This window comes from Pseudomonas izuensis (assembly GCF_002356535.2).
In the GTDB taxonomy this organism is placed as follows: Bacteria; Pseudomonadota; Gammaproteobacteria; order Pseudomonadales; family Pseudomonadaceae; genus Aquipseudomonas; species Aquipseudomonas izuensis.
This window is the reverse complement of record NZ_AP017423.2, coordinates 2,400,913-2,425,545: the sequence shown is the minus strand read 5'-3', so window position 1 is coordinate 2,425,545 and position 24,633 is coordinate 2,400,913. Positions and strand designations below refer to the sequence as shown.

Genomic DNA, 24,633 nt, shown 5'->3' with positions numbered 1-24,633 from the left:
CCAACTCAATGCAATATCTGGAAGAGACATGAGCAACCTATCTCGTGACACCAACAAACTGGAACTCCATCGATCGCTGACGCCTTCGCACATCGATCAACTGGTGGCGCTGTTTCAAACCGAATGGTGGACCAAGGGGCGCATCAAAGCAGATGTAGAAAAGCTGGTGCAATCAAGCGGCCCGCTCTTCGCTTTCATCGATCCACACAATGATGAACTCGTCGCGTTCGCGCGGGCGATGACCGACGGCGTCTACAAAGCGATGATCTTCGACATCATCGTCAAGGAGACGTGGCGAGGAACCGGTCTTGGCGGAGTCTTGATGAACACCGTACTAAACGATCCGGCGCTGGTCGACATCAAACATCGCGAACTTTACTGCCTGGATGACATGGTCCCCTTCTATGAGAAATGGGGCTTTGCCACCGCAGCGGCCGGTCTGAATTTCATGCGCAAGTCAGAGGGATAACCCCGGCGCCGGCCGCGCTCCCGTTACAGGGAAAAACGCTCGGCGCTGAAGGGTTCCAGATTCTGCACAGGCGTGCGGCCGGCAACCATCTGCGCGATGAGTCGTCCGGTCGTGGCGCCCAGTGTCAGTCCAAGCTGTCCATGCCCTAACGCCATGAAAACATTCGATAGCCGGGTACTACGGTCGATCACTGGCTTAGTATCGGGGAGATAGGGGCGGTACCCGACACCGTATTCGAAGTTGTCCACTTGTAGCCCGGGAAGAATCTTACGCGCCTTCTCAAGAATGATTTCGGCGCGCTTGAAATTCGGCTCGGCATTGGGTCGGGCAAACTCCATGGTGCCACCGATTTGCAGGCCCCGAGTCATGGGGCTGATGCAAAAACCGCCATCCGGGAAAATGACCGAGTGGCGTATCGTCTCTCCCGGCGTTGGCAGAAGCACTTGATACCCGGCGATTCCAGCCATCGGAATTCGTGCACCGAGTTGATCAAAAAACTGTCGCGAACCGACGCCCGCTGCAATCACCACGTGATCAGCCGCGTAGCGTTCACCATTAGCGAGGGTGACACCGCTGGCGTGATCGGCCACCTCTTCGAGCCGTCTGACCAAACCGCGCACGCGAACACCGCCTTGATCGATAAAACTTTGCGTCAGCGCCGTAATGAAACCCTCGGTGTCGCTGACCGAACGCCAGTCAGGAAACAGCAAGCCATGACTGAATTTGCCGGCTAGCGACGGTTCGAGATCGGCAATCGCGGCAGCATCGAGTACTTCTGCCTTGAAGCCGAGGGCCGTGCGAAACGCCAAATGGGGACGTTCCTGCTCCAGCCCATTGGCGCAATCGAAAAGTTTGATCACCGGCCTATCGCGCAACAATGTCCGCTCGGCGCAGGCCTGCAACAGCGGTACGTAGTCCGCGTGGGAATGATGTGTAAGGCTGGCGATGTCCCGGGCAATTTCTTCTGTTTTCGCTTGCCTGGCACATGCCAGAAACCTCAGGAACCATGGCAACATGCCTGGCAATGCGTTTGCTCTCAACGCCAAGGGCCCTTTCTGATCGAGCAACCAACCAGGAATTTTCTGCATTACCCCAGGCCTGGACAGCGGTATTACTTCTCCGATAGCCATCTGGCCGCAGCTCCATTTGGCCGTGCTGTCGCCTGCCGCGGCGGGGTCGATCAGCATCACCGCATAACCCTCGCGTTGAAGGTACAGCGCGCAACAAACTCCTACGATCCCGCCACCTACAACAACGACCCTTTCTGAAAACAAGCGAAAGTGCTCGGAAGAATGAACAAGTGTCATGTATCCCCCTTAGAAGGCTGCATTAAATCGAGGCTGTTTCGGATATGGTATACGAAGATCTTTAAAACAAAGTCGCCGTAGCGAGGCTACGGCGATCTACGGCAGATAACGCCTGGGTTTTACTTGCGGATATTGGTCAGAAGCGACTCGCACGCCTTGGTGATGTGCTGCCACAGCAACTCGGCGGCCTCATCAGCATCGCCCTTGCGACACGCAGCCAGGATTTGCCGATGTTCGCGATCATCCACCCCTGTACCACCTGAAAGCGTCAGCTGAATTCTCAAGTAGCGCTCGATACGGTCATTGACCGAGCGGATGAGATTCATCAGGAACGGCCGGTTCGCATCCTCATACAGGCAGGAATGAAACTGCCAGTTGAGTTCCGCCCAGCGTGCTACGTTCGTTTCTTGCGCGAACTCATCGCAATATTGTTCAGCTCTCTTGAAGGTGGCTTCGGTCATCAGCGGCACGGAAAGTTTCAGCGCACTGGACTCCAGCATCGCCCGGACTTCAAAAATCTGAGCAATTTCCGGTTCCGAGATGCTTTTGACGACAGCGCCGCGGTTGCGTTGAAACTCGACCAGGCCTTCGGCTTCGAGCCGTTTGAGTGCTTCACGCACCGGAATCTTACTGACATCGAAAAGCTTAGCGACGTCGTCCTGGCGAATCGGTTCGCCTTCGTCAAAGTCGCCAGTGATGATCGCTTCTCGAATGTGATTGGCAATGATATCGGACGCAGTTGGCGCGGAACCAAGCGACGGCAGATCTGCAGGACTTAGGGGCAATTTGAACTCCATGTGTGCAATCGGGAAGCCACGATCGAATAACCGTATTCTATATCATATCGTGGCTTACCATCGGCCGGTCTGTCAGGTGATACAACCTCGTGAGGGTCGCTAACACACCCAGATCAGCTCTTAAAAACCCGTTGACATCATCTTATACGTATACGATATTCAATCTAGAGTTTGGTTCATCCGGTGTCAAGCGGCGAGCCTCAGGGTTTGCGCTGCATCGCTATCAATAAAAACAACAGGAGAAGCTCTGCATGCAAAACCTGAAAAAAAAAGCTGCCCTCCAATCGCGGGCAGACAGAGGCTTTGGCGAAGTTGGCGCCCGTCAACAACACGCAAAAAAGTCCGGAAAACGTGAAGATTTCCGATCCCTCATCCACGACCTGATGTGGATCCCCAGTTCCCCCGAACACATGCTCATTCTTTGATATGGGTTTATCGAAACCCGCCTTTGAGTCTCGCAATTCGAACACTCAGGAGAACCCAGAATGCCGTTAGTAAAAATCGAAATGCTCGCAGGACGACCTAGTGAGAAAAAACACGAACTGGCGCGTGAGATAACCGCTGCCTTTACCAGGATCCTCGGGTCCGCTCCGAAGGACGTCACGATCACCTTTACGGATGTAGCGGCTTGCGTCTGGGTGATTGCCGGAGAGCCCCTCAGTGCTTCAGTCGCTGCCCCCCCGCCTGCACCCCATCGTTAAACGTCTCACCGAATGGCGTTTTCGGATTGAAAGCGATCAATCCCGAAAGCGCTTTGCTTACTTTCATCCAATGTCGAGTGTTGCTCATGTATTTGAATGCCCAACAACTGGCCGATGCACTGCCCTGGGACGCCCTCATTGGTGCGTTGTCCGATATCTTCACCCGCACCGTGCACTCACCTGTGCGTCATCACCACAAAATAGAAGTGCCAGGCGATCCCGCCGCCATGCTGCTACTCATGCCAGCCTGGATCGAAGGTGAGTACCTGGGAGTCAAGCAAGTCACCGTGTTCCCCGGCAACAATGCGAAAGGTCAACCGGGACTCAGCAGCCACTATCTCCTGAGTTGCGCGAAAACCGGCCTGCCGCTGGGTCAGTTTGACGGTAATGAGCTGACAGCCCGACGCACGGCCGCCGCTTCTGCTCTCGCCTCTCGCTATCTATCTCGTGCCGACTCGAAACGCTTGCTGATGGTTGGAGCCGGCCGCATGGGCCGCTATCTCGTCAGTGCGCACCGCTCCGTGCGCAATCTGCAAGAGGTGCTTATTTATGACCTCAACATTGACGCCGCAACAGCATTCGCCAACGACATTCGTGCCCAGGGACTCCAGGCAAAAGCCGTCACTCTTCAGGAACTGCCCGCAGCAGCCGCGGACGCCGACATCATCAGTTGCGCAACATTGGCCACAGAGCCAGTCATCCAGGGCCAATGGCTGAAACCGGGTGTGCATCTAGACTTGGTCGGCAGCTTTACCCCAGCCATGCGCGAAGTTGATGACGATGCCGTAGCGCGCTGCGACATTTTCGTCGACACCCGTGAAGGGGCTCTCGCAGAGACCGGCGACCTGATCCAGCCGATTCGCAACGGCGTCATCGCTGCAAGCGATGTCATCGCCGAGTTCAGCGAACTCTGTGCCGGCAAGCATAAAGGGCGTACTGCGCTGAAGAATCCGGATCAGGCTATGACAATGTTCAAGTCGGTTGGCGCGTCAGTTGAAGACCTAGCGGCAGCGATCCTGGCTTATCAACGGACCTCGGCTGGCCACTGACTCCTGACGCTTTCAATTTCTGCACTTTCAATACTGCCTGGGCGATATACGCCCATGAGATCCCGGAGGAAATAACATGCGAGCATCTAAAGTCATCCACGTCGTCAGTTGCCATGCAGCGGGTGAAGTGGGCGATGTCATTGTCGGTGGCGTCGCGCCTCCTCCGGGTGAAACTATCTGGGACCAACGCCACTTCATCGAGACCGATCAGACCCTGCGCAATTTTGTCTTGAATGAACCCCGTGGCGGGGTATTCCGGCATGTCAATTTGCTGGTGCCGCCCAAGCACCCGAAGGCACATATTGGCTGGATAATCATGGAGCCGTGCGACACACCGCCGATGTCCGGGTCCAACTCGATGTGCGTGGCGACCGTACTGCTGGAGACTGGGATCATTCCCATGGTCGAACCGGAAACCCGCATTTTCCTTGAACCGCCTGGAGGATTGATCGAGGTGGTTGCAACTTGCCGTAATGGCAAGGCTGAACGCATCAGCGTGCGAAACGTGCCGTCGTTCGCCGACAAACTCGACGTCACTATTGAGGTGCCGGGGATCGGTACGCTGCTGGTCGACACAGCTTATGGCGGCGACAGTTTCGTCATCACCGACGCTAGAAAACTGGGTTTCTCGCTCACCCCTGACGAGGCCAGGGAGATTGCCGACTACGGCATGAAAATCACCCAGGCTGCCAACGAGCAGTTAGGTTTTGCCCACCCGGAAAACGATGATTGGAAGCATATTTCCTTCTGTCAGATCGCCAACCCGGTCGAAATGAAAAACGGCGTGCTGACCGCAGCCAATGCAGTGGCTATACGCCCTGGAAAAGTCGACCGTTCGCCATGCGGCACAGGATGTTCAGCCCGCATGGCGGTACTGCTTGCCAAAGGCCAGATGAAGGTGGGTGACCGCTACATCGGCAGGTCGATTTTGGGTACCGAATTCGATTGCCGAATCGACTCAGAATTGTCAGTGGGTGGCCGACCCGGTATCAGTCCGATCATCTCCGGCCAAGCCTGGATCACCGGCACGCATCAACACACCCTGGACCCAACCGACCCGTTCCCGGCGGGCTATCGTCTGTCCGACACTTGGCCGGTGGAGGGCCGGTGATCGCCGCTTGCTCAGTGATTACGATAATCTCGCGCCCGGCTGCTGTGGCGCGGGATTCCCCACACGTTAATCACCGCGGACCTGCATGACCAAAGAATCTGGAGGACTACCTCTATCGCGTTCATCGGTGCTGGGCTCGGCGGTTTGACCCTCGCCCTAGAGCTTCATGTCCAAGGCATTGCAGTGACGATTTACGAGGCGAAAACCCCGGCGAACTCACGTGCGTAAGGCAGCCTGCTTGATATCCTTAAAAACAGCGGCCAGCTCGCGCTCAAGGCGGCCGGGTCGTTCGAGAGGTTTCTAGAGACCATCATCGTCAGTGCCGATGCCAAGCGTATATGTGACAAGGGCGGAAAGGTCCTACTCGATTGGCCAACCACCAATGATGATGGTCGCCCGGAGGTAGAACGGGGCGAACTGAGTAGAATCCCGCTGGAATTCCTGCCCGCCGACACCATTCGCTGGGGTCACAAGCTGACTGCTGTTACTCGCTCGGCGGTGAACGGCACAGCCTGGATTTCTCTGACGGTTCAACCGCGACTGCAGACCTTGTTGTAAGCGCCCACCGTGCCTGGTCACGCATACGCCCGTTGTTTTTTTGAGGTGAAACTTACCTACGCCGGCAACTCTTTCATCGAAGCATTCCTTTTGGACGCCGAGCGTCGGTATTCGGCCAGTGCCGAAGTGATGGGAGACGGTATGCTTATCGCGGTCGTGCCTAATAAAGGCTGTTCACTGGATACCAGCCCTATCCGCTCAGCGCCCTGGTGCGGATCGCCAGAAGGAATGCTGCAAGTACGGAATTTAAACAACAAGCTCGTCTCGTTGTCGCGTTTTCAAGCCCCGCCCCAGTCGCCCATGATGGGCAGCATTCGGCCAGAAGCGCCCGCTCAAAAGAGGATGCAAGGTAATGCCAACGATCTGCAAAACATGCACGCTCACGACAACTTATGCTTGGCCAACCAGGCCCGGGTGACCGAGAAAGCTTGAGCCAAGCGCTCTGGTGCGCACGTCGCGAGGCATGGGATTTCCACGCTCCAGTGCACATCGGGAGGCAGGACGTTGAGCAACCAGGTCAAGGGCAACTGCCCCTGACCGGGCGGCAGTCGACCCTCGCGAGCTTCGCGGATGATGCCCTCCCCCGTGGGCGCGAGCGCTGGCGCATCGCACCACTGCACGCCATGGATGTATCGTTGATCCAGTTGAGCCACGGCAGCGGCGTCGCCACCTGAGCGGAACAGGTGCAGCGCATCCAGCAGCACACCGCCGTTGACCTGCCCCGCCGCCGCGATCAACGCGACGGCCTGTTGCAGGTTGCCAATGTGACGCCAGCGCATGAACTCCAGGTCCACACGCAGGCCATAACCGGCAGACAACTCGCACACCGCAGCGAAATTATCCGTGAGCCGGCACTGTTCCGGGTCGTCGCCCGACACCGTGAGGCAACGCGCGCCCAACTGCGCCCCGGACTCCAGCAGCGACGCAAACCCGGCGACGTCCACTTGTGGCGTCAGCTCGACAAATTCGATCTCGTTGACCACCACGCCTTCGCCATCCAGCGTGACCTTTAACTGCTGCAGCGCCTGGCTGCCCGGCGCCAGCGGGTAAGCGATACCACCCGCCATGGCCGGGTGCAGGCGCAGGCCGACCGAACTGAAACCGGCGCGCGCCGCCTCCCGTACCAGGGCATCGGGCGCCAGCTCCAGCGCGGTGAGGTGCGCGACGCCCAGGCCACTCAATAGGTGGCCCTCCCGCCACTGAGGTCGAACACAAAGCCTGTGGTGAAGCTGCACTCGGGCCCGGCGATCCAGGTCACCATGTTGGCGATCTCCTCGACTTGCAGGAAACGCCCCATGGGGATCTTGGCCTTGCTCGCGGCAATGTGCTCGGGGGTCATTTCCGCCATCAGCCCGGTTTCCACCATGGCCGGCGCGATGCAATTGAGCAGCACACCGTCCTGGGCCAACTCCTTGGCCGCCGCCTTGGTAAACGCGATGACACCGGCCTTGGCTGCCGAATAACCGCTGATGTATTGCACGCCATCCTTGCCGGCCATCGAGGCGACATTGACGATGCGCCCGTAGCCGCGCTCGCGCATATGCGGGATCGCCGTGCGGCAGCAATAGAACACGCCCGTCAGGTCGATGGCGATGACTTGGTCCCAGGCGGCTGCCGGGTATTCCCAGCAAGGGGCTACCGGTCCATTGATACCGGCATTGTTGACCAGGATATCGACCCGCCCCTGTTGCGCAACGACCTCACCAAATGCCGCCTCCACTGACGCCAGCGAGGCGACATCGACGGCTTGACGCATCACCGGTTCAAAGCCGTTGGCGACGCTGTCCCAGCCATCGACCGCCAGGTCCCAGATGGCGATCTGCGCGCCAGCAGTGTGCAAGCGCCGCGCAATGCCCAGGCCAATGCCACGCATGCCGCCGGTAACGATGGCCGTCTGGCCTTCAAGGTATCGAGTCATCAAAGTGCTCCTTGTTGAACGGATTGGATTTCAGGCAGGCGGCGCAGATCGCGCACCATGAACAGGTAACACAGCGCCCCCAGAACGGTGATCGAGGACACGAAAGCCAGGGCCCAGACGAACGAACCTGTGGTCGTGACAATCACGCCGATGGTCAACGGGGTCACGATGCCGGCCGCATTGGCAAACAGGTTGAACACACCGCCGCTCAAGCCAAGCAAGCCTTTGGGGGCGATATCGGAGACGATCATCCAGGCCAGCGCCGACATACCCTGGGCGAAATAGGCCACGCACAGAATGGTGATCACCAGTGCGTCGGAGTCCACGTAATTGGCCAGCACGATCACCGATGCGGTCAAAAGGCCTGCGATCACCGGCAACTTGCGCGCGACATTCAACGAGTACCCACGGCGCAACAACGCATCCGACAGCCAGCCGCCGGCCAGGGTACCCAGGGACGCCGCAATGAACGGCAGCACCGCCACCCAACCGACCTTGAGCCAGGGCATGTGCCGCTCGGTGACCAGATACGTGGGGAACCAGGTCAGGAAGAACACGTTGGTCGAGTTGCAGGCAAACTGCCCCAGGCAGATCCCCAGCATGTTGCGATACTTGAGCAGTGCCGGAATCTGCGACCAGGAAAACCGCGTGGCTTTCTGGCCGCCATCGATCACCCCGCCGCCTTCGGCGATGTAATCCAGCTCGGCCTGATTGGCCGTGGTCGACTCATGGGGCTCGTGGTACTTGCGCCACCACACCAGGCCATAGAGCACGCCCAGGATGCCCACCGCCATCAGCAGCACACGCCAGCCATGGGCATGCAGCACCCAGAACAGCAGCGGCGTGAGGAACGCCAGACCGACGTATTCAGCGAAGGTATAGATGCCAGTCGCCCGAGCTCGCTCGCTTTGCGGGAACCAGGTCGCGACCACCCGGCTATTGGTGGGAAAGCACGGTGCTTCGCTGGCGCCCACCAGCAATCGAAAGCCCAGTAACGAGAGAAAGCCTTGGGCGAAACCCTGCAGGCCAGTGAACAGCGACCATAACGTCAGCGCCAGCCAATAGGTGAACTTGGTGCCAAGCCGGTCGATCAGGATGCCGCCGGGAATCTGCGCCGCTGCGTAGGTCCAGGAAAATGCAGAGAAGATGAGCCCCATCATGACGGCGTTCAGGCCCAGGTCGGCACTGATGCTGGGGGCGGCGATCCCCATGACGCTGCGATCCAGGTAGTTGATCATGGTGCCACCGGAAATCAGCGCCAGGATCATGAATCGGGTACGGGTCCTGGCGGTTTTCGCCACCGGACAGGCGAGCGTTGCCGCCGCAAATCTATTGTCGGTCGTCATCGTTTTGTTCCTTGTTGTTATCAGGGGGTATTACTGGTGGCTCGGCTGCCGAGGGCCAGTTCAACGCTCGCCAAAACCGAACAGTCGCCGTGGCGTGTCCCACATCACCTTTTTCCTTTCACTGGAGTCGGGCATCAGTCGCTCAGCCAACTTGAGCAGCGGCCCGTAGTCCACACGCGATTGCTCGCGAATGAACGGCCAGTCCGACCCCCACACGCAGGCATCCGGGCCAAAGGCCTGGAGCAGCGCCCGCACGTAGGCACCGGCTTGCTCATCGAGATGATCGTGGCCGGCGAATTTCTGCATGCCGGAGATTTTCACCGAGGCCCGGCCGCTTTCCGCCAGCCCCAGCAGCGCCTGGAACCCTGGTTGGCCGAGGCCTGCACGGGCGTCGGGACGGCCACAGTGGTCGATGAGCAGGCGAGGCGTAGTCGACTCGATCAAGCCCAGCAACTCGACCAGTTGATTGCCCTGGACCTGGATCTGGGCGAACAGGTCCAGTTCGGCGAGCTGCCCGAAAAGCCCGGCCGCATCACTCATGACGTCCACGCCTTCCAGCGCCGGATTGAACGCAATGCCCACCACGCCCTGCTCCTTGAGCGCTGCCAGCTCATCCAGTCGGGTGTCACGGTCTACAACCGCAATTCCCTTGAAACGGCCATCGCTTTGCGCCAGCGCATGCAGCAGGCAACGATTGTCCGTGCGGTAGCCACTGCTCGGCCCCACCAGCAAAGCGTGTTGCACACCGTAGGCGCCCATGACCCGACCGAACTGCTCCAGGGTCGCGACCTCCTGCCCGGCGGGTGCGTAAACGGTGTCGGCGCGATAGGCAAACCGCGCAGGATCAAACAGGTGGTTATGGCAATCGATCTTGGGTTCGTCGTAGATGCTCAAGGCTGCTCCCGCCAAGCGTCACTGCGCTTGCTCACTGATCTTTGTTATCGTTCGCCGCGGTGGGCGATGCCGTTGCAGTGAAGATACGATCCGGCGATCAATAGCGCTCATACACATATCGCTCGAACAATAACCAAAGGTTAATGACCCATGCCCTACGGCGAAGGCCCCGAAGCCAACACGATGGTGTTCAAGCTGCGGCACATGGAAGTGTTCCGGGCGGTGATGCTGACCGGCTCGATCAGCGGTGCGGCAAAAATGCTCTACGTGTCGCAGCCGGCAGTCAGCAAGCTGATCACTTATATCGAGAGTCGGCTGGTCTATCGCCTGTTCCAGCGCATCAACAATCGCCTCGTACCCACCGCCGAAGCCGTGACCCTTTACCGGGAAGTCGAGCGTGTCTACCAAGCCGCGCTGGCGGTCAATGAGTGTGCGTTGGCCCTGGCCAACGGTCCCCACCGTCAGCTGCGCATCTGCTGCAGTGCTTCGCTGTCGACGGTGGTTATCCCGTTCGCCCTGGCCCGACTCAAGCAGCAATTGCCATCGCTGAACATTGAATGGCAAACCACGTTGATGGGCGATATGCCCAACCAGATACTCTCGAAGAAGGTCGACCTGGCTGTTTCGGCACTGCCGCTGATCCATGACCACCTGCACTCGTTGGCCTTCATGCGCGCACGCATGGTCTGCGTGATGCCGGCCGATCACCCCTTTGCCCAGCGATCTTCATTGTCACTGCACGAACTGGTCGACCAACCGTTGTTGCTGTTTCGCCCCGACATGCCATTTGGCCGGTTGCTGGCCGACGAGATCGAACGCCAGGGCCTGAACCTGTGCTCCATGCTGAACTTCACCAATGCCAACGAAGCGGTCGCCCTGGTCAAGCAAGGGATGGGGCTGACCATCATCGATGAGTTCGTGGCCCAGGACAGCGGCCTGATCGTCGTGCCGCTGGTTGAGGCGATTCATTTCGATATCAGCTTTGTCTACTCGCGGTTCGAGCCGCTTGGCGAATCCGCCACGCAGCTCATGCAGGTGCTTTATCTGCAGGCGGTCAAACTGGGACGACTGATCCCGGGCTGCGAACTGCCGAATGTCGACCGATAGCTACCGTTTTGCCGGCATCGCTCAACAGGAATAATGAATGCCACACCACGAAGGCGGAGCAGCAGATTGAACATCGATACCCGAATCAAATTCCGTCATCTTGTCTGCTTTCTCGAGGTGGCGCGCCAAGGCAGCCTGGCACGTGCCTGCGACAAGTTGGAAATCAGCCAGCCGGCACTTTCAAAGACGCTCAAGGAACTGGAATCCCTGCTGGATGCCAGGCTGTTTGAGCGGAGCAAAAAGGGCTCGACGCTGACCGAGGCCGGGGTGGCCTTTTTGCGTTATGCGGGGCCGAGCGTGCAATCGCTGCGTGAAGGGGTCAACAGTTTGCGCTCCGGTGTACATGAGCCGATTGTCGTACGACTCGGCGTGCTATCCACCGTCGAAAGCCTGTTGGTGCCTGAGGTTGTCTGCCGCTTACATGACCGGCATCCCGCCCTGGCGGTCAGTGTCGTGACCGGACCGAGCGCCTACCTGCTGTCCCAGCTGCGGGTCGGCGAGTTGGACCTGGTGGTCGGCAGAATGACCGATAGTCCATCGATTCACGGATTGACGTTCGAGCACCTTTACAGCGAATCCATGACCCTGGTGGTACGTAAAGACCATCCAGTGCTGAGTGATCCGCCGGGGCATAAAAACCTCGAAGACTATCCGGTGGTACTACCGTTGGCGGGGACGACGATCCGCAAATTCGCCGACAGCTTGTTTGTGCAGTACGGGATCACCCCCTCACGCCAACGCCTGGAGACCCTGTCGATTGCCCTGAGCCGGCGCTACCTACAATGCAGCCAGGCAATCTGGGTCGCGCCGTTTGACGCGGTCAGGCAGGACTTGAAGCTAGGTGAGCTGGTGGAACTGGGGATGCGTGAAGCCGGTGGTTCCGTGGGGCTCTGCACAAATCCTGTGTTGCCGGTGACACCCGCCGCCCAATGGTGCGTGGAGGCACTGCGCGAGGTCGGACAAGAATATCGCGAAGGGAAATATCCATAACCATTTGGACATGCAACAAGTCGGCTTTTTCAATTTTGGGTTGGGTCGCACAAGCGGAGACTGGGCGTCGCGTCACTGCCAACGCAGTGCCTGCCTCAGTCCAACCATAACAACAGGAAGAACGACATGTCTGATGCGCATGAGAGCCGCTTCGCCATTCGTGACCGTAATTGGCATCCCAAAGCCCTGACACCTGACTACAAGACTTCGATCCTGCGCTCCCCCCGCCAGGCATTGGTGAGCATCCCCCAGTCTGTCTCGGAAACCAGCGGCCCGGACTTTTCCCATCTGAAGATGGGCCGGCACGATAACGACCTGCTGCTGAATTTCAATCACGGCGGCTTGCCCATTGGCGAACGCATCATCGTCGCGGGTCGGGTTTGTGATCAGTACGGCAAGCCGATCCCCCACACTTTGGTGGAAATGTGGCAAGCCAATGCGGGTGGTCGTTACCGACATAAAAAAGACAGTTACCTGGCGCCTCTTGATCCGAATTTCGGCGGTGTCGGCCGTGCTTTGACCGACCGCGATGGCAACTACAGCTTCCGCACCGTCAAGCCCGGTCCCTACCCTTGGCGCAATGGCCCCAACGACTGGCGACCCGCCCATATCCATGTTTCCATCAGTGGCCCGTCCATTGCCACGCGCCTGATTACCCAGCTGTATTTCGAAGGCGATCCGTTGATCCCCATGTGCCCGATCGTCAAGTCGATCGCCAATCCGGACGCGGTACCCAGTCTGATCGCCAGGCTCGACATGAGCATGGCCAATCCTATGGATTGCCTGGCCTATCGCTTTGATATCGTCCTGCGCGGCCAGCGCAAGACCCACTTCGAAAACTGCTGAGGAGGCCTGCAAATGCCCGTTCAACTTCTGCCTGAAACCCCGTCGCAAACAGCCGGCCCCTATGTCCATATCGGACTGGCACTGGAGGCGGCCGGCAACCCGCCGCGGGAACAGGAAATCTGGAATGTGATGGCAAAACCTGGCGCGCCCGGCGAGCACATTCTATTGCTGGGTCACGTTTATGACGGTAACGGCCACTTGATTCGTGACGCGTTTCTTGAGCTCTGGCAGGCCAATCACGAAGGCCACTACGACAGCGGTTTCGATCTGGAAAAACCCTTCAACTGCTTTGGCCGTACCGCCACTACCGATGCCGGCGAATGGACGATCGAAACCGTCAAGCCTGGCCCGGTGAACAATGCCTCGGGTGCGCCTATGGCAGCGCATATCAACGTGTCGCTGTTCGCCCGGGGGATCAACATTCACCTGCAGACCCGACTGTATTTCGACGACGAATCCGAGGCGAATGCCGTGGACCCCGTCTTGAATCTGATCGAACAGCCACATCGGCGTGAATCCCTGATTGCCAGGCGCTGCACAGTCGACGGGAAGCTGGCCTACCGCTTCGACATTCACCTTCAAGGCGAAGCGGAAACGGTGTTCTTCGACTTCTGACGATCACAGCCTCCCTCTGCGGGGAGGCTGCTTGAGAGAGAGGAACGCTATCTTCCGTTGGGTGACACCTCTTCCATTTTGGTCGGCGAATGCCTGCACCGGGAAGCAACCGGCACACAGGGTGACTCATCTGCCCTTGATAGGGTGAACGACCGATCGGGTCGATTGTAGCCCTTCGCGACAGACAACAATCCACAACTGAAGAAGAGCGCCAAATGACCGATGCATCCAAGCACAAAGTGGAGCAATCTGCACAATAGGTTGTCAGCACAGCCGTTTCTGGTAATAGAACCGGGTATGTCCCGGCGGATAATCTGCCAGGCGTCCAAATTCGGAGTAACCCAGTTTTTGATAAAACCCCGGTGCCTGAAAGCTGAACGTCTCCAGCCAAATACCGATGCAGTGCTTTTGCTTCGCGACTTCTTCGGCCATGTGCATTAGCCGTTCTCCGATACCCTGGCCACGCATCGACTCGGGAACGCTGACAAGATCGATGAGCAGCCATCGATAAGAGACCTTGCCATACAGTCCACCAATGACTTCATTGCTATCGGGATCTCGTAGCAACAGGGCAAATGTCTCATGGGCATCGTCCCCACCTTTGGCCAGGTTATGGGCCAGCAGCGGGTTCAAAATCCCGAACCGCTCTGCTTCAGTCACAATTTCTGAAAGCTGGATCTCTAAAGGCATGGCGCTCTCCCTGAGCGATGAGTAGTCGGGTCGACAAGGTAGCCCATTTCTGTCAGCGGGAGACTGACCAACTTGTAGGGAAGTCAGTCGCCCGTTTTGGTCAAAGCGGTGCGCGGCCAATCGACGCCCCGCCGTCGACGAACAAGGTTTGCCCGGTGATAAAGCTGGCCTCTTCCGATAACAGGAAGGCAATACTTGCGGCCAGTTCTTCCGGTTTGCCCAGTCGGTTCATGGGCACCATCGCCAGAAAACGCTTTTCTGCCTCGCTACCGGCGGCGGTGTTCTCACGGAACATTTCGGTCTCCACGGGACCGGGGGCAATGGCATTGACCGTAATGCCGGTACGTGCAAGTTCCAGGGCCCACGTACGGGTGAAGCTGATCATTGCGCTCTTTGCCGCCGCGTAAGTGCTACGCTCGGCCACCCCGAGTACAACCAGGCTGGACAAATTGACTACGCGTCCCCAGCCCCGGGCACGCATGCCTGGCAGCACCGCCTGTACAGTCTGAACCGCAGGCCGCAAATTGAGGGCCAAGGCATCGTCAAGATCATCCAGATCTATCTCGCCCAGCTTGCCAAGCCGAATGAAGCCCACATTGTTGACCACGCCATCGAATGTGTAGCGCTGGACCAGTTCCGCCAAGACTTTATCAGTGGCGTGCCGGTCGCTGAGATCGACCGAAACCAGAGTGCCAGGAAAACTCGGATCATCGGCGCGACGCGCCAGGCCGACCACGTGATGACCTGCTGTAGCCAAGCGTTCGCTAAGCGCGCGACCAATGCCTTTGCTGGCGCCGGTAATGAGGAAAGTACGTTTTTGCATGGAAAACCTCTTTTGGGGGGTAAGCGAAGTGAGCAGAACAAACGGCCAAATGATCTTTGACACACCTGTCATGCTTGTCAGTGTTGACATGTTTGTCAGGTGTGTCAAGATCCACTTCACAGCATTTCTAGGGACGATCAGCGTGGTTGGAATACGACAGTTCAATGAAGACCAGACCCTGGACCTGGCCATGGAGGTGTTTTGGCGTCAGGGGTTCGGAGCGACATCGATGCCGCAATTGGCTGAGGCCACGGGGGTGCTGCGCGGCTCGTTGTACAACGCCTATGGCGACAAACAGGCGCTGTTTCTAGAAGTATTTGCCCGATATCAAACGCGGTTTCTGGAGGCCGCACGTCAGGCTTTGGGAGAGCCTGATCTGGCTCAGGCATTGAAGGCTTTTTTTGCTTACACCATTGCCTCAATGACCCAAGGCACCCCGCCAAGAGGCTGTCTGACCACTAAGACGGCGATCGATGAGACGGCTAATAGCGAGCCGATCCGCCAGGCGTTACGAGATTTGCTGGATAGTCTGGAGGCTCTGCTCATCGAGCGTTTCGCATCCGCTGAGGCGGAGCAGACTTTAGCCATGGAAGCCACGGCTGCGGCACGGTTGGTGATTACCCTGACCAGGGGCATTGTCGTTATCGAGCGGCTCTATCAGGACCCGCAACGCTTACAAGATATCGCTGACTCGCTAGTCGATATCCTGTTGTCTCCACGGGTTTAAAGGGGCCTCTGCGAATCGGCCAACAGCAGTCACTCAGGATCGGGCGTGAATGACTTGCGCCGCAGTGATCGAGGTCTTCGCGCCAATCTGATCGTATCGGCTTCCCGGGCGACTGCCCCGTTCTGAGACAGTTGTACGGGTTCGATACAACTCCCCAATGTCCGTCACTGTCTGGTTTTCCTGACGACCAACGCCGGGGCCAGTGCCCGTGGCACTTTCCTGTGGCTGGCACATCCGTTGCTCCAGGGTCACGAACAAGACCCACAACAACGAGGCCGCACCCATGGACCCTGTACCGCTGCATCACAAGACCTTCCAATTCCTTTCCAGGCAACCGCGCATGTTGATCGGCGCCGAATGGGTGTTCGCTTCCAGCGGCGCGACCATGGCCGTGCGCAATCCGGCGACTGCCAACCTCTTGTTGGAAGTGCCATCCGCTGACCATGTCGATGTGGACCGTGCCGTACAAGCCGCACGTCGCGCCTTCGACGACTCCGCCTGGAGTCGCATGCGCCCGCGCGAGCGACAAAACCTGCTGTGGCGCCTGGCCGATCTCATCGAGCGTGATGCGCAGGTGATCGCCGAGCTCGAATGCCTGAACAATGGCAAGAGCGTGCAGATGGCGCGGCTGGTGGACGTACAGCTGTCTATCGACTTCCTGCGCTACATGGCGGGCTGGGCGACCAAGATTTCCGGCAGCACCGTGGATCCGTCGCTGCCGCTGATGCCGGATTCCGACTTCCACGCCTTCATCCGTCGTGAGGCGGTCGGTGTAGTTGGCGCCATCGTTGCCTGGAACTTTCCCTTCATGTTGGCGTGCTGGAAACTGGGCCCGGCCCTGGCCACCGGTTGCAGCCTGGTACTCAAGCCTGCCGATGAGACACCGCTCAGTGCGCTCAAGCTGGCCGAACTGGTGCTGGAGGCCGGTTATCCCGCCGGTGTGTTCAACGTGGTCACGGGGACCGGACTCAATGCCGGCGCTGCCCTTACCCGCCACCCCGGCGTGGACAAGCTCACGTTCACCGGCTCCACCGAAGTGGGCAAGCAGATCGGCAAGACGGCCATGGATAACATGACCCGCGTCACCCTGGAACTGGGCGGCAAGTCCCCGACCATCGTCCTCGCCGATGCCGACCTGCAGCAAGCCGCCGCCGGTGCTGCCAACGCCATCTTCTTCAATCAGGGCCAGGTGTGCTGCGCAGGGTCGCGCCTGTATGTACAGCGCAAGCATTTCGACCGGGTGGTGGGTGACATCGTCGACGTCGCCAATGGCATGAAGCTGGGCAACGGCCTCGACCCCAGCGTGGACATGGGCCCGCTGATTTCCGCCAAGCAACAGGACCGGGTGCACCACTACATCGAGATGGGCCGCGAGCTGGGCGCCACTGTTGCCTGCGGCGGCGAGAAATCAGGCCCCGGCTACTTCATCAGACCCACGGTGATCGTGGATGTCGACCAGAAGCATCGCCTGGTCCAGGAGGAAATCTTCGGACCTGTGCTGGTGGCCATGCCCTTCGACGACATCGACGAGGTCGTGCGGTTGGCCAACGACAATCCCTATGGTCTGGGTGCGAGTATCTGGTCCAACGATCTGGGGGCGGTACATCGCATGATCCCGCGCATCAAGTCGGGCTCGGTGTGGGTCAACTGCCACAGCGCCCTCGACCCGGTACTGCCCTTTGGCGGCCACAAGCTTTCCGGTATCGGTCGCGAAATGGGTGCGGCGGCCATTGAGCATTACACGGAACTGAAAACCGTCATGATCAAACTTTGATGCTCCCTTTCAGGTCGGGGCCGTCTCACGCGGCCTCTGCCTGCTTTTTATTCCGGGCGACCCGCCCCTCACTGCTTTCGAGGAAACCACCATGCCGAAATATGTCATCGAACGAGAAATCCCGGGAGCCGGAAAACTCTCGGCGCCGGAACTCCGGGCGATTTCGCAAAAATCCTGTGCAGTGCTTGGCTCCCTGGGGCCACAGATTCAATGGCTGCACAGTTACGTGACGGACGACAAGGTCTATTGCCTGTACATCGCACCGAACGAGCAACAGGTTCGCGAACACGCCGCACAGGGCGGTTTCCCGGCCAACCGCGTGTCCGAAGTGGTTGAAATCATCGATCCGACCACCGCCGAATAGACCCTCTGCCCGGACAAGGTTGCCGCCCCGTCGGAGCGCAGCCTTGCCCTCAGCGTCAACTGTCCTCCATGCCTTTGAGCTTGCGGTACAGCGTCGCCCGGCCGATGCCCAGACTGCGGGCTGCCGCCGAGAGATTGCCGCCGTTGGCTTCCACCGCCGCCTTGATGGCGCGCAGCTCGGTGGCGTGCAAGGTCGTCCGCTCCTGAGGTTGCGGTGTGCCAAGCTCCACTTCGGTCTGCACGGCACAGGTCTCCAGGACTTCGTCCGGCAGGTGCTGCAAACCTATTTCCCCTTCATTTTCTGCCAGTGCGGCTGCCAGGCGCAGGGTTTGGTAAAGCTGTCGAATATTGCCTGGCCAGCGGTAGGCCAACAGCGCCTGCAACGCCTGGCTGTTGAGTTGAACCGACCGGTGTGTGGAGGTTTCAGCGCGAAGCAGATGGCCGATCAGCGCCTGAAGATCGCTGCGTTCTCGCAGGGCTGGCAGGGCCACACGCAGGCCATTGATGCGGTAGTACAGATCCTCGCGAAAGCCCCCGTTGTCCGTGAGTTGCTTGAGGTCGCGGTGGGTGGCACAGATCAGCGCGCAATCGACCTTGATCACCTGGCTGCTGCCGAGACGGGTCAGGCTGCGCTCTTGCAGCACACGCAGCAGCCGACCCTGAAGCTCCAGGGGCATGTCGCCTATCTCGTCCAGAAACAGTGTGCCCTTGTGGGCCTCTTCGATCTTGCCGCTGGCGCCCCCTTTGCGACTACCGGTAAAGGCACCTTCAACGTGACCGAACAGTTCAGATTCGATGAGGCTGGCCGGGATGGACGAGCAATTGATCGCGACGAAGGCTTCGCCGGCGCGCTTGCTGCCTTCGTGCAACAGTCGGGCAAAGACCTCCTTGCCCGTGCCGGTTTCGCCGTTGACCAGCACCGGGATGTCGTGGGCAAAGGCCTTGCGTGCGCGGCCAAGGGCATCCTGCAAGGCAGGATCCTCCAGACAGGGCCTAGATTGCGGCGCTGGAGGCTGTTCGGCGACGATGGCTGGCAGGAGCTTCGCAGGTTCGCGCCGCGCCGGTTTCTGGCCAGGCGTCATGGTGATGCAAGCGTGCAGCTCGCCGCTATGGTGACTGCGCAAACGCAGCGGTGCACTGAGGTCGTGACGGCGGTAACAGGCGGCATGGATGAAGGGCATGTCAAACAGCTCGGAGAAATCCAGGCCGATCTGGATGTCGCCGAGCTTCAACAACTGACCGGCGATGCGGTTGGCGCACCGTAGCTTGCCGGCCGGGTCGAAAGCCAGCAGCCCTTCCATCGGCGTTCCCAGGATGTCCAGGCGGTGGTGCACATGCACCAGCAGCACCTCCCCGAGCTGGGCGAACAGGCGGTTTTCGATGGCACGGGCGGCAAACACCAGGGACTCCAGGGTGTAGATCGAAGGCGCCCCCTGCTTACTGCTTGCATCCAGGACACCGACGATGCTGCCGTTCAGACCGAAGATCGGCGTGGCCAGGCAGGAAAACTGGCGTGCCTCTTCCAGATAGTGTTCTTCGCCGACGAAAAAAACCGAATCGCATTCGGTCAGCACGCAGCTGGGTGCGGTAGTGCCGACATTCTGCTCGGAAATCTGTGCGCCAACGCGGAAGACCTGGTTCAACTCACGATTCTCTGTGTTGCGTCGGCCCAGGCTGCTGATGACCACGCCTTCCAGATCAAGGCACGCCAGCACCCAGTCCTTGGGCGACAGGGCCGCATGCAGTTGTTCCATTTCCGGAGTGGCACAGCTCAATAACAGGCGATTGCTTTCGGCGATCTGCGAACTGCTGGCGACGACCGGCGCTTCGAAAAGCAGGTTGTCGCGCTGACATATTCCGTAGTTGCGCGAACGCTGCCACGAGCGTTCGACCACTTCGGAATCGACGAATCGTTTGCGCGATGGAGGCGTCTCAGAGGGGGTGCTGATTTTGCGCATGGCAGGCATCTCGCGGGTGGGTGTCTCGAACTGGGTCAACCTGACCCCAAGCCACTGTCTCAGTTTGAGCCAGCGATACAGCGGGACAAATCCCGCGCTTGCTTCGACCACTTCCAATGTTATTCATATTATTGATTTATATGAAGTTTTCCACCAAACAGAAAAACTGGCACAGGCCCTGCTCAATGACATCACCAAGCCGGACATCCCCTCCGGCCTGGCGCTAATCATAAACAAAAACAATAAAGGTGATGTCATGAAAATGAGCACAGGGCCGGCTCGCGCCAACCCGGGGCGGTTATCGCGCGGACGTCTTCAAGCGCATCTGTTGCACGCTTCGCTGTTTGGCCTGATGGCCGGTTTTTCCTGCGGCGCCCTGGCCATGGACGTCGATGCCGGCGATTACACCGCACTTCCCAAAGACACCAACCTGGGCCTGCTTTATTACCAACATGCCGAACGCAATGCGCTCTATGCCGATGGCCACAAGGTGCCGATCCATGCCGGGCTGGATTCGGATATCGGCATCCTGCGTGGCGTGCATTTCATGCAGTTGGGCGATTACATCGTCGATCCACAGTTTCTCCTGCCATTCGGCAACGTGCGGGCCAAGGACGATCTGAAAGACCTGGGCAGCGACAGCGGCATCGGCGACCTGATCCTTGCCGCGACCGTCTGGCTGGTGAATGAACCTGAAAAACGCCGCTACTTCGGCATCACCCCTTTTCTCTTCGTGCCCACCGGCAGCTACGACAAAGACAACGCGATCAACCTGGGCGAGAACCGCTGGAAGTTCACATTGCAGAGTGGCTACATCACCGGGCTGACCGACAAGGTGACCCTCGACCTGGTAGGCGATGTCACGTTCTTCGGCCACAACAATGACTACGGCAACGCAGGCGTTACGCAAAAGCAGGAACCGCTCTACCAGGGCCAGGCTTTTCTGCGCTACAACTTTACCGAGCGCTTCGATGTACGTGCCGGCGTATCGAAACTTTGGGGTGGCGAAAGCGAAATCGCCGGGCTGGACATGAATGACAAACCCGGCACCAGCAAATACACCGTGGGCACTTCCTACTTCATCACGCCGAGCACCCAGCTGATGGCCAATTACGGCCAGGACATGTCCGTGGACAGTGGCTTCAAAGAGGAAAGGCGAATCAATCTACGCCTCCTGCAATTGTTCTAGCTTTCACGCGTTCGCGCGCAGAGCACGCAAAACGATCTACCTACAACAAGCACAATAGGACTCTTGCGTAATGATCAAGACGCAGTTATCACCCCTGAAAATCGCTAGCCTGGCCCTGGCCCTGCTGGCCCCCATGGTCGGCGCCACCCCGGTCGATCAAGCCGCCATCGTCGCCAGCGAGAACGACGGCAGCCAGTGGCTCAGCCACGGTCGTACCTATGCCGAACAGCGCTTCAGCCCCCTCCAGCAGATCACCGAACAAAACGCCGACCAACTGGGCCTGGCCTGGCATCTTGACCTCGATAACCACCGGGGTCTGGAAGCAACGCCGCTCTTCTCGGACGGCGTGCTCTATGCGTCGCTGTCGTGGAGCCGTGCCATCGCCATCGACGTCAAGACCGGCAAACAGCTATGGGCCTTCGACCCGCAGATTGATCGCGGCAAAGCCCGCGATGCCTGTTGCGATGCGGTCAACCGCGGTGTCGCACTGTGGAACGGCAAAGTCTACATCGGCACCCTCGACGGCCGTCTCATCGCCCTGGATGCCAAGACCGGTCAACAGGTGTGGAGCCAGCAAACCACCGACAACAGCCTGCCCTACACCATTACCGGTGCTCCGCGGGTGGTCAAAGGCAAGGTGATCATTGGCAACGGCGGCGCCGAATACGGCGTACGTGGCTACTTTTCCGCCTACGACGCCGAAAGCGGCAAAATGGAATGGCGCTTCTACACCGTGCCGGGCGATCCGAACCAACCCTACGAGCACCCGGAGCTGGCCGAGGCAGCCAAGACCTGGACCGGTGACCAGTACTGGAAACTCGGCGGCGGCGGCACCGTGTGGGACAGCATGGCCTACGATCCGCAACTCGACCTGCTCTACATCGGCACCGGCAACGGTTCACCCTGGAACCGCAATATCCGCAGTCCGCGAGGCGGCGACAACCTCTACCTGTCATCGATTCTGGCCATCCACCCGGACAGCGGCCGCCTGGCTTGGCACTATCAGGTGACCCCGGGGGACAGCTGGGACTTCACCGCCACCCAACAGCTGACCCTGGCAGAGCTGGACATTGCCGGCAAGCCACGCAAGGTCATCATGCAGGCACCCAAGAACGGTTTCTTCTATGTTCTGGATCGCGAAACCGGCCAACTGCTCTCCGCTGAAAAATTCGGCAAAGTGACTTGGGCCGAGAAGATCGACATGAAGACCGGCAAACCCGTGGAAGCACCCGGTGTGCGCTACAAGGACAAACCCATAGTGATGTGGCCGAGCCCGTTCGGCGCACATGGATGGCACTCGATGTCGTTCAACCCGCAGACCGGCCTGGTGTACATCCCCTACCAGGAAATTCCGGGCGTCTACCGCAACGAAGCCAAGGACTTCATCAAACGCAAGGGATTCAACACCGGCGCCGGGTTCTCCGACGCCACTGAAATTCCGCGCGAGGCGGTATCCGGTGCGCTTCTGGCCTGGGACCCGGTGAAGCAAAAAGAAGTCTGGCGCGTGCCCTATTCGAACTACTGGAACGGCGGCACCCTGAGCACCGCGGGCAACCTGGTGTTCCAGGGAACGGCAGACGGTAACTTCATCGCTTACTCTGCGGACAAAGGCAAGAAACTGTGGTCCTTTGCCGCCCAGACCGGCATCGTCGCTGCCCCCATCAGTTACCGTTTCGAAGGTGAGCAGTACGTTGCCGTAATGGCGGGTTGGGGTGGTGTCGCGCCCCTGATCGGCGGTGACGCCGCGAATGCGCCGGGGGTGGGCAACGTCAGTCGCCTGCTGGTGTTCAAACTCGGCGGCAAAGACTCACTGCCACCATTGCCCGAAAAAGCGCAGGTCGTCACCCGCATACCGAAGCCGGTCGAGGCATCCGCCACAGACCTCGCCGCGGGCCAACAGCTGTTCGGCTCCTACTGTTCTGTCTGCCACGGCGTGGGCGCCGTCAGCGGCGGGTTGATTCCCGACCTGCGCAAGTCCGACGAGGCGCGGCGCGGCCTGTTCCAGCAGATCGTCCTGGACGGCGTGTTGAGGCCCTTGGGCATGCCGTCTTTCAAAGACACGCTGGAGCCCGCCGAGGTCGAGAAAATCAAGCAATACGTGATGAGCCGGGAGTACGCGGACTACCTCAAGTCGCAACAGCCGGCCACGGCCAAAGCCACGCCATGACCGCACTGCGGTAACGCGACGACGGCGAGCCAGCCTGACCGGACTCGCCGTCATGTCGAGCAAAGATGCGCAACAGCTTTTTGAAATGAACCATCCAACAATACTGAGGAACTCAACCATGTGGACCAAACCTGCCTACACCGACCTGCGTATCGGCTTTGAGGTCACTATGTACTTCGCCAGCCGCTGACCCGTGAGCGTGGTGCCGTGCGCTGCTCCACTCCACAGGCATGGCACCACTTCAATTTGGCCCCGGTGCGCCGGGGCATTTTTTTGCGCAGTCGCCCTGACGCGATTGTTGGTCGGATCACATCATGTATATCCAGATTCTAGGTTCCGCCGCCGGCGGCGGTTTCCCCCAGTGGAACTGCAACTGCGTGAACTGCGCCGGCTTTCGCGACGGCAGCCTGCGGGCCCAGGCGCGGACCCAGTCGTCCATCGCGATTTCCGATGACGGCGTGAACTGGGTGCTGTGCAACACCTCGCCGGACATCCGCGCGCAACTGCAGAGCTTCGCCCCGATGCAACCGGGCCGTGCCCTGCGCGATACCGGCATCGGCGCGATCATCCTGATGGACAGCCAGATCGACCACACCACCGGTCTGCTCATGTTGCGCGAAGGTTGCCCGCATCAGGTCTGGTGCACCGACATGGTCCACGAAGACCTGAGCAGCGGCTTCCCGCTGTTCAACATGCTGAGCCACTGGAATGGCGGCCTGACCTGGAACCGCATCGAACTCGATCAGAGTTTCAGCGTCCCGGCTTGCCCAAACCTGCGCTTCACCCCGCTGCCCTTGCGCAGCGCCGCGCCGCCCTACTCGCCGCACCGCTTCGACCCGCACCCGGGCGACAACATCGGCCTGATCGTCGAGGACCTGAGCACCGGCGGTAAACTGTTTTACGCACCGGGCCTGGGCAAGGTCGATGCACCGTTGCTGGCGATTATGGCCGGCAGCGATTGCCTGCTGGTGGACGGCACGCTGTGGGACGACGACGAAATGCAGCGCCGTGGCGTCGGCACCCGCACCGGCCGGGAGATGGGTCACCTGGCGCAGAACGGTCCCGGCGGCATGCTCGAGGTGCTCGAGCAACTGCCCGGGCCGCGCAAGGTGCTGATCCACATCAACAACACCAACCCGATTCTCGATGAGGACTCGCCGCAGCGCGCGGAACTGGAGCGGCGCGGTGTGGAAGTGGCGTATGACGGCATGAGTATCGTGTTGTAGCGAATGGC

25 protein-coding genes are annotated in these 24,633 nt (G+C 59.4%); 16 read left to right on the top strand and 9 right to left on the bottom strand.

The genetic code is table 11. From position 1 onward, the window contains the following. Window positions 1–28 precede the first annotated feature (28 nt). Window positions 29–469 (top strand): GNAT family N-acetyltransferase, encoded by a 441-nt coding sequence (locus tag LAB08_RS10950; RefSeq protein ID WP_096512191.1) that lies wholly within the window; start codon window positions 29–31, stop codon window positions 467–469. Between the two features lie 23 nt (window positions 470–492). Here the strand turns inward: LAB08_RS10950 and LAB08_RS10945 are convergent, their stop codons facing one another. Both LAB08_RS10945 and LAB08_RS10940 read right to left on the bottom strand, forming a co-directional pair. Then, complete coding sequence (locus tag LAB08_RS10945) at window positions 493–1,776, bottom strand: NAD(P)/FAD-dependent oxidoreductase (protein WP_096512192.1); 1,284 nt, start codon at window positions 1,774–1,776, stop codon at window positions 493–495. 119 nt (window positions 1,777–1,895) lie between these two features. Continuing rightward, the gene (locus tag LAB08_RS10940) at window positions 1,896–2,573 is read right to left on the bottom strand and encodes a GntR family transcriptional regulator (RefSeq protein ID WP_254007517.1); all 678 of its coding nucleotides are present in this window, start codon (window positions 2,571–2,573) and stop codon (window positions 1,896–1,898) included. A 251-nt stretch (window positions 2,574–2,824) separates the two neighbouring features. On the opposite strand from LAB08_RS10940, the gene LAB08_RS10935 reads away from it, so the two are divergent. The 4 genes from LAB08_RS10935 to LAB08_RS10920 all read left to right on the top strand — a co-directional run bounded on the left by LAB08_RS10935 (window position 2,825) and on the right by LAB08_RS10920 (window position 5,434). Further along, entirely contained in the window at window positions 2,825–2,998 is a 174-nt protein-coding gene (locus LAB08_RS10935) for a hypothetical protein (protein WP_157755724.1), read from the top strand. A gap of 60 nt (window positions 2,999–3,058) precedes the next feature. Beyond that, a complete protein-coding gene (locus LAB08_RS10930) occupies window positions 3,059–3,274 on the top strand; it encodes a tautomerase family protein (protein WP_096512193.1) in 216 nt (71 codons plus the stop codon). A gap of 26 nt (window positions 3,275–3,300) precedes the next feature. Continuing rightward, window positions 3,301–4,323: a bifunctional Delta(1)-pyrroline-2-carboxylate/Delta(1)-piperideine-2-carboxylate reductase gene (gene lhpI, locus LAB08_RS10925; RefSeq protein ID WP_254007516.1), complete on the top strand. Its 1,023-nt coding sequence runs from the start codon at window positions 3,301–3,303 to the stop codon at window positions 4,321–4,323. A gap of 76 nt (window positions 4,324–4,399) precedes the next feature. Continuing rightward, window positions 4,400–5,434 carry a trans-3-hydroxy-L-proline dehydratase gene (locus tag LAB08_RS10920; protein ID WP_096512195.1) on the top strand — a complete coding sequence of 345 codons (1,035 nt, stop codon included), beginning with the start codon at window positions 4,400–4,402 and terminating at the stop codon, window positions 5,432–5,434. A gap of 938 nt (window positions 5,435–6,372) precedes the next feature. Here LAB08_RS10920 and LAB08_RS10915 read toward each other — a convergent pair. From LAB08_RS10915 to LAB08_RS10900, 4 genes are read right to left on the bottom strand one after another with little or no spacing between them, the layout of a single operon-like run. After that, window positions 6,373–7,173 (bottom strand): sugar phosphate isomerase/epimerase family protein, encoded by an 801-nt coding sequence (locus tag LAB08_RS10915; protein WP_096512196.1) that lies wholly within the window; start codon window positions 7,171–7,173, stop codon window positions 6,373–6,375. Next, window positions 7,170–7,910 (bottom strand): SDR family NAD(P)-dependent oxidoreductase, encoded by a 741-nt coding sequence (locus LAB08_RS10910; protein WP_096512197.1) that lies wholly within the window; start codon window positions 7,908–7,910, stop codon window positions 7,170–7,172. The genes LAB08_RS10915 and LAB08_RS10910 overlap by 4 nt, the downstream gene beginning before the upstream one ends. Further along, window positions 7,910–9,256, bottom strand: coding sequence for an MFS transporter (locus LAB08_RS10905; protein ID WP_096512198.1), 1,347 nt, complete (start codon window positions 9,254–9,256; stop codon window positions 7,910–7,912). Before LAB08_RS10905 ends, LAB08_RS10910 begins: the two co-directional genes overlap by 1 nt. Before the next feature lie 60 nt (window positions 9,257–9,316). Continuing rightward, window positions 9,317–10,150, bottom strand: coding sequence for an amidohydrolase family protein (locus LAB08_RS10900; protein ID WP_096512199.1), 834 nt, complete (start codon window positions 10,148–10,150; stop codon window positions 9,317–9,319). A 150-nt stretch (window positions 10,151–10,300) separates the two neighbouring features. On the opposite strand from LAB08_RS10900, the gene LAB08_RS10895 reads away from it, so the two are divergent. The 4 genes from LAB08_RS10895 to pcaG all read left to right on the top strand — a co-directional run bounded on the left by LAB08_RS10895 (window position 10,301) and on the right by pcaG (window position 13,708). Beyond that, the gene (locus LAB08_RS10895) at window positions 10,301–11,257 is read left to right on the top strand and encodes a LysR family transcriptional regulator (RefSeq protein WP_096512200.1); all 957 of its coding nucleotides are present in this window, start codon (window positions 10,301–10,303) and stop codon (window positions 11,255–11,257) included. 66 nt (window positions 11,258–11,323) lie between these two features. Next, a complete protein-coding gene (gene pcaQ, locus LAB08_RS10890; RefSeq protein ID WP_096512201.1) occupies window positions 11,324–12,247 on the top strand; it encodes a pca operon transcription factor PcaQ in 924 nt (307 codons plus the stop codon). A gap of 126 nt (window positions 12,248–12,373) precedes the next feature. Next, a complete protein-coding gene (pcaH, locus tag LAB08_RS10885; protein ID WP_096512202.1) occupies window positions 12,374–13,093 on the top strand; it encodes a protocatechuate 3,4-dioxygenase subunit beta in 720 nt (239 codons plus the stop codon). A 12-nt stretch (window positions 13,094–13,105) separates the two neighbouring features. After that, window positions 13,106–13,708 (top strand): protocatechuate 3,4-dioxygenase subunit alpha, encoded by a 603-nt coding sequence (pcaG, locus tag LAB08_RS10880; RefSeq protein WP_096512203.1) that lies wholly within the window; start codon window positions 13,106–13,108, stop codon window positions 13,706–13,708. A gap of 264 nt (window positions 13,709–13,972) precedes the next feature. Here the strand turns inward: pcaG and LAB08_RS10875 are convergent, their stop codons facing one another. Further along, window positions 13,973–14,398, bottom strand: a complete 426-nt coding sequence (locus LAB08_RS10875) for a GNAT family N-acetyltransferase (protein ID WP_096512204.1) — start codon at window positions 14,396–14,398, stop codon at window positions 13,973–13,975. A gap of 100 nt (window positions 14,399–14,498) precedes the next feature. After that, window positions 14,499–15,221, bottom strand: coding sequence for an SDR family oxidoreductase (locus LAB08_RS10870; protein WP_096512205.1), 723 nt, complete (start codon window positions 15,219–15,221; stop codon window positions 14,499–14,501). On the opposite strand from LAB08_RS10870, the gene LAB08_RS10865 reads away from it, so the two are divergent. The 3 genes from LAB08_RS10865 (at window position 15,220) to LAB08_RS10855 (ending at window position 18,086) form a co-directional block, all read left to right on the top strand. After that, entirely contained in the window at window positions 15,220–15,948 is a 729-nt protein-coding gene (locus LAB08_RS10865) for a TetR/AcrR family transcriptional regulator (RefSeq protein WP_254007515.1), read from the top strand. The two genes, LAB08_RS10870 and LAB08_RS10865, sit on opposite strands and share 2 nt — an antisense overlap. Window positions 15,949–16,231: 283 nt before the next feature. After that, window positions 16,232–17,722, top strand: a complete 1,491-nt coding sequence (locus LAB08_RS10860; RefSeq protein ID WP_096512207.1) for an aldehyde dehydrogenase family protein — start codon at window positions 16,232–16,234, stop codon at window positions 17,720–17,722. A 91-nt stretch (window positions 17,723–17,813) separates the two neighbouring features. Next, window positions 17,814–18,086 (top strand): DUF4242 domain-containing protein, encoded by a 273-nt coding sequence (locus tag LAB08_RS10855; RefSeq protein ID WP_096512208.1) that lies wholly within the window; start codon window positions 17,814–17,816, stop codon window positions 18,084–18,086. Window positions 18,087–18,141: 55 nt separating this feature from the next. Here the strand turns inward: LAB08_RS10855 and LAB08_RS10850 are convergent, their stop codons facing one another. Further along, the gene (locus LAB08_RS10850; protein ID WP_096515465.1) at window positions 18,142–20,043 is read right to left on the bottom strand and encodes a sigma-54-dependent Fis family transcriptional regulator; all 1,902 of its coding nucleotides are present in this window, start codon (window positions 20,041–20,043) and stop codon (window positions 18,142–18,144) included. Window positions 20,044–20,299: 256 nt separating this feature from the next. On the opposite strand from LAB08_RS10850, the gene LAB08_RS10845 reads away from it, so the two are divergent. The 4 genes from LAB08_RS10845 to pqqB all read left to right on the top strand — a co-directional run bounded on the left by LAB08_RS10845 (window position 20,300) and on the right by pqqB (window position 24,625). Continuing rightward, the gene (locus LAB08_RS10845) at window positions 20,300–21,232 is read left to right on the top strand and encodes a transporter (protein ID WP_096515467.1); all 933 of its coding nucleotides are present in this window, start codon (window positions 20,300–20,302) and stop codon (window positions 21,230–21,232) included. A gap of 70 nt (window positions 21,233–21,302) precedes the next feature. Beyond that, on the top strand, window positions 21,303–23,399 hold the full coding sequence (locus LAB08_RS10840) for a PQQ-dependent dehydrogenase, methanol/ethanol family (protein WP_096512209.1): 2,097 nt from the start codon (window positions 21,303–21,305) through the stop codon (window positions 23,397–23,399). A 118-nt stretch (window positions 23,400–23,517) separates the two neighbouring features. After that, window positions 23,518–23,589 (top strand): pyrroloquinoline quinone precursor peptide PqqA, encoded by a 72-nt coding sequence (gene pqqA / locus LAB08_RS10835; RefSeq protein ID WP_008365141.1) that lies wholly within the window; start codon window positions 23,518–23,520, stop codon window positions 23,587–23,589. Between the two features lie 124 nt (window positions 23,590–23,713). After that, entirely contained in the window at window positions 23,714–24,625 is a 912-nt protein-coding gene (pqqB, locus tag LAB08_RS10830) for a pyrroloquinoline quinone biosynthesis protein PqqB (protein WP_096512210.1), read from the top strand. Window positions 24,626–24,633 lie beyond the last annotated feature (8 nt).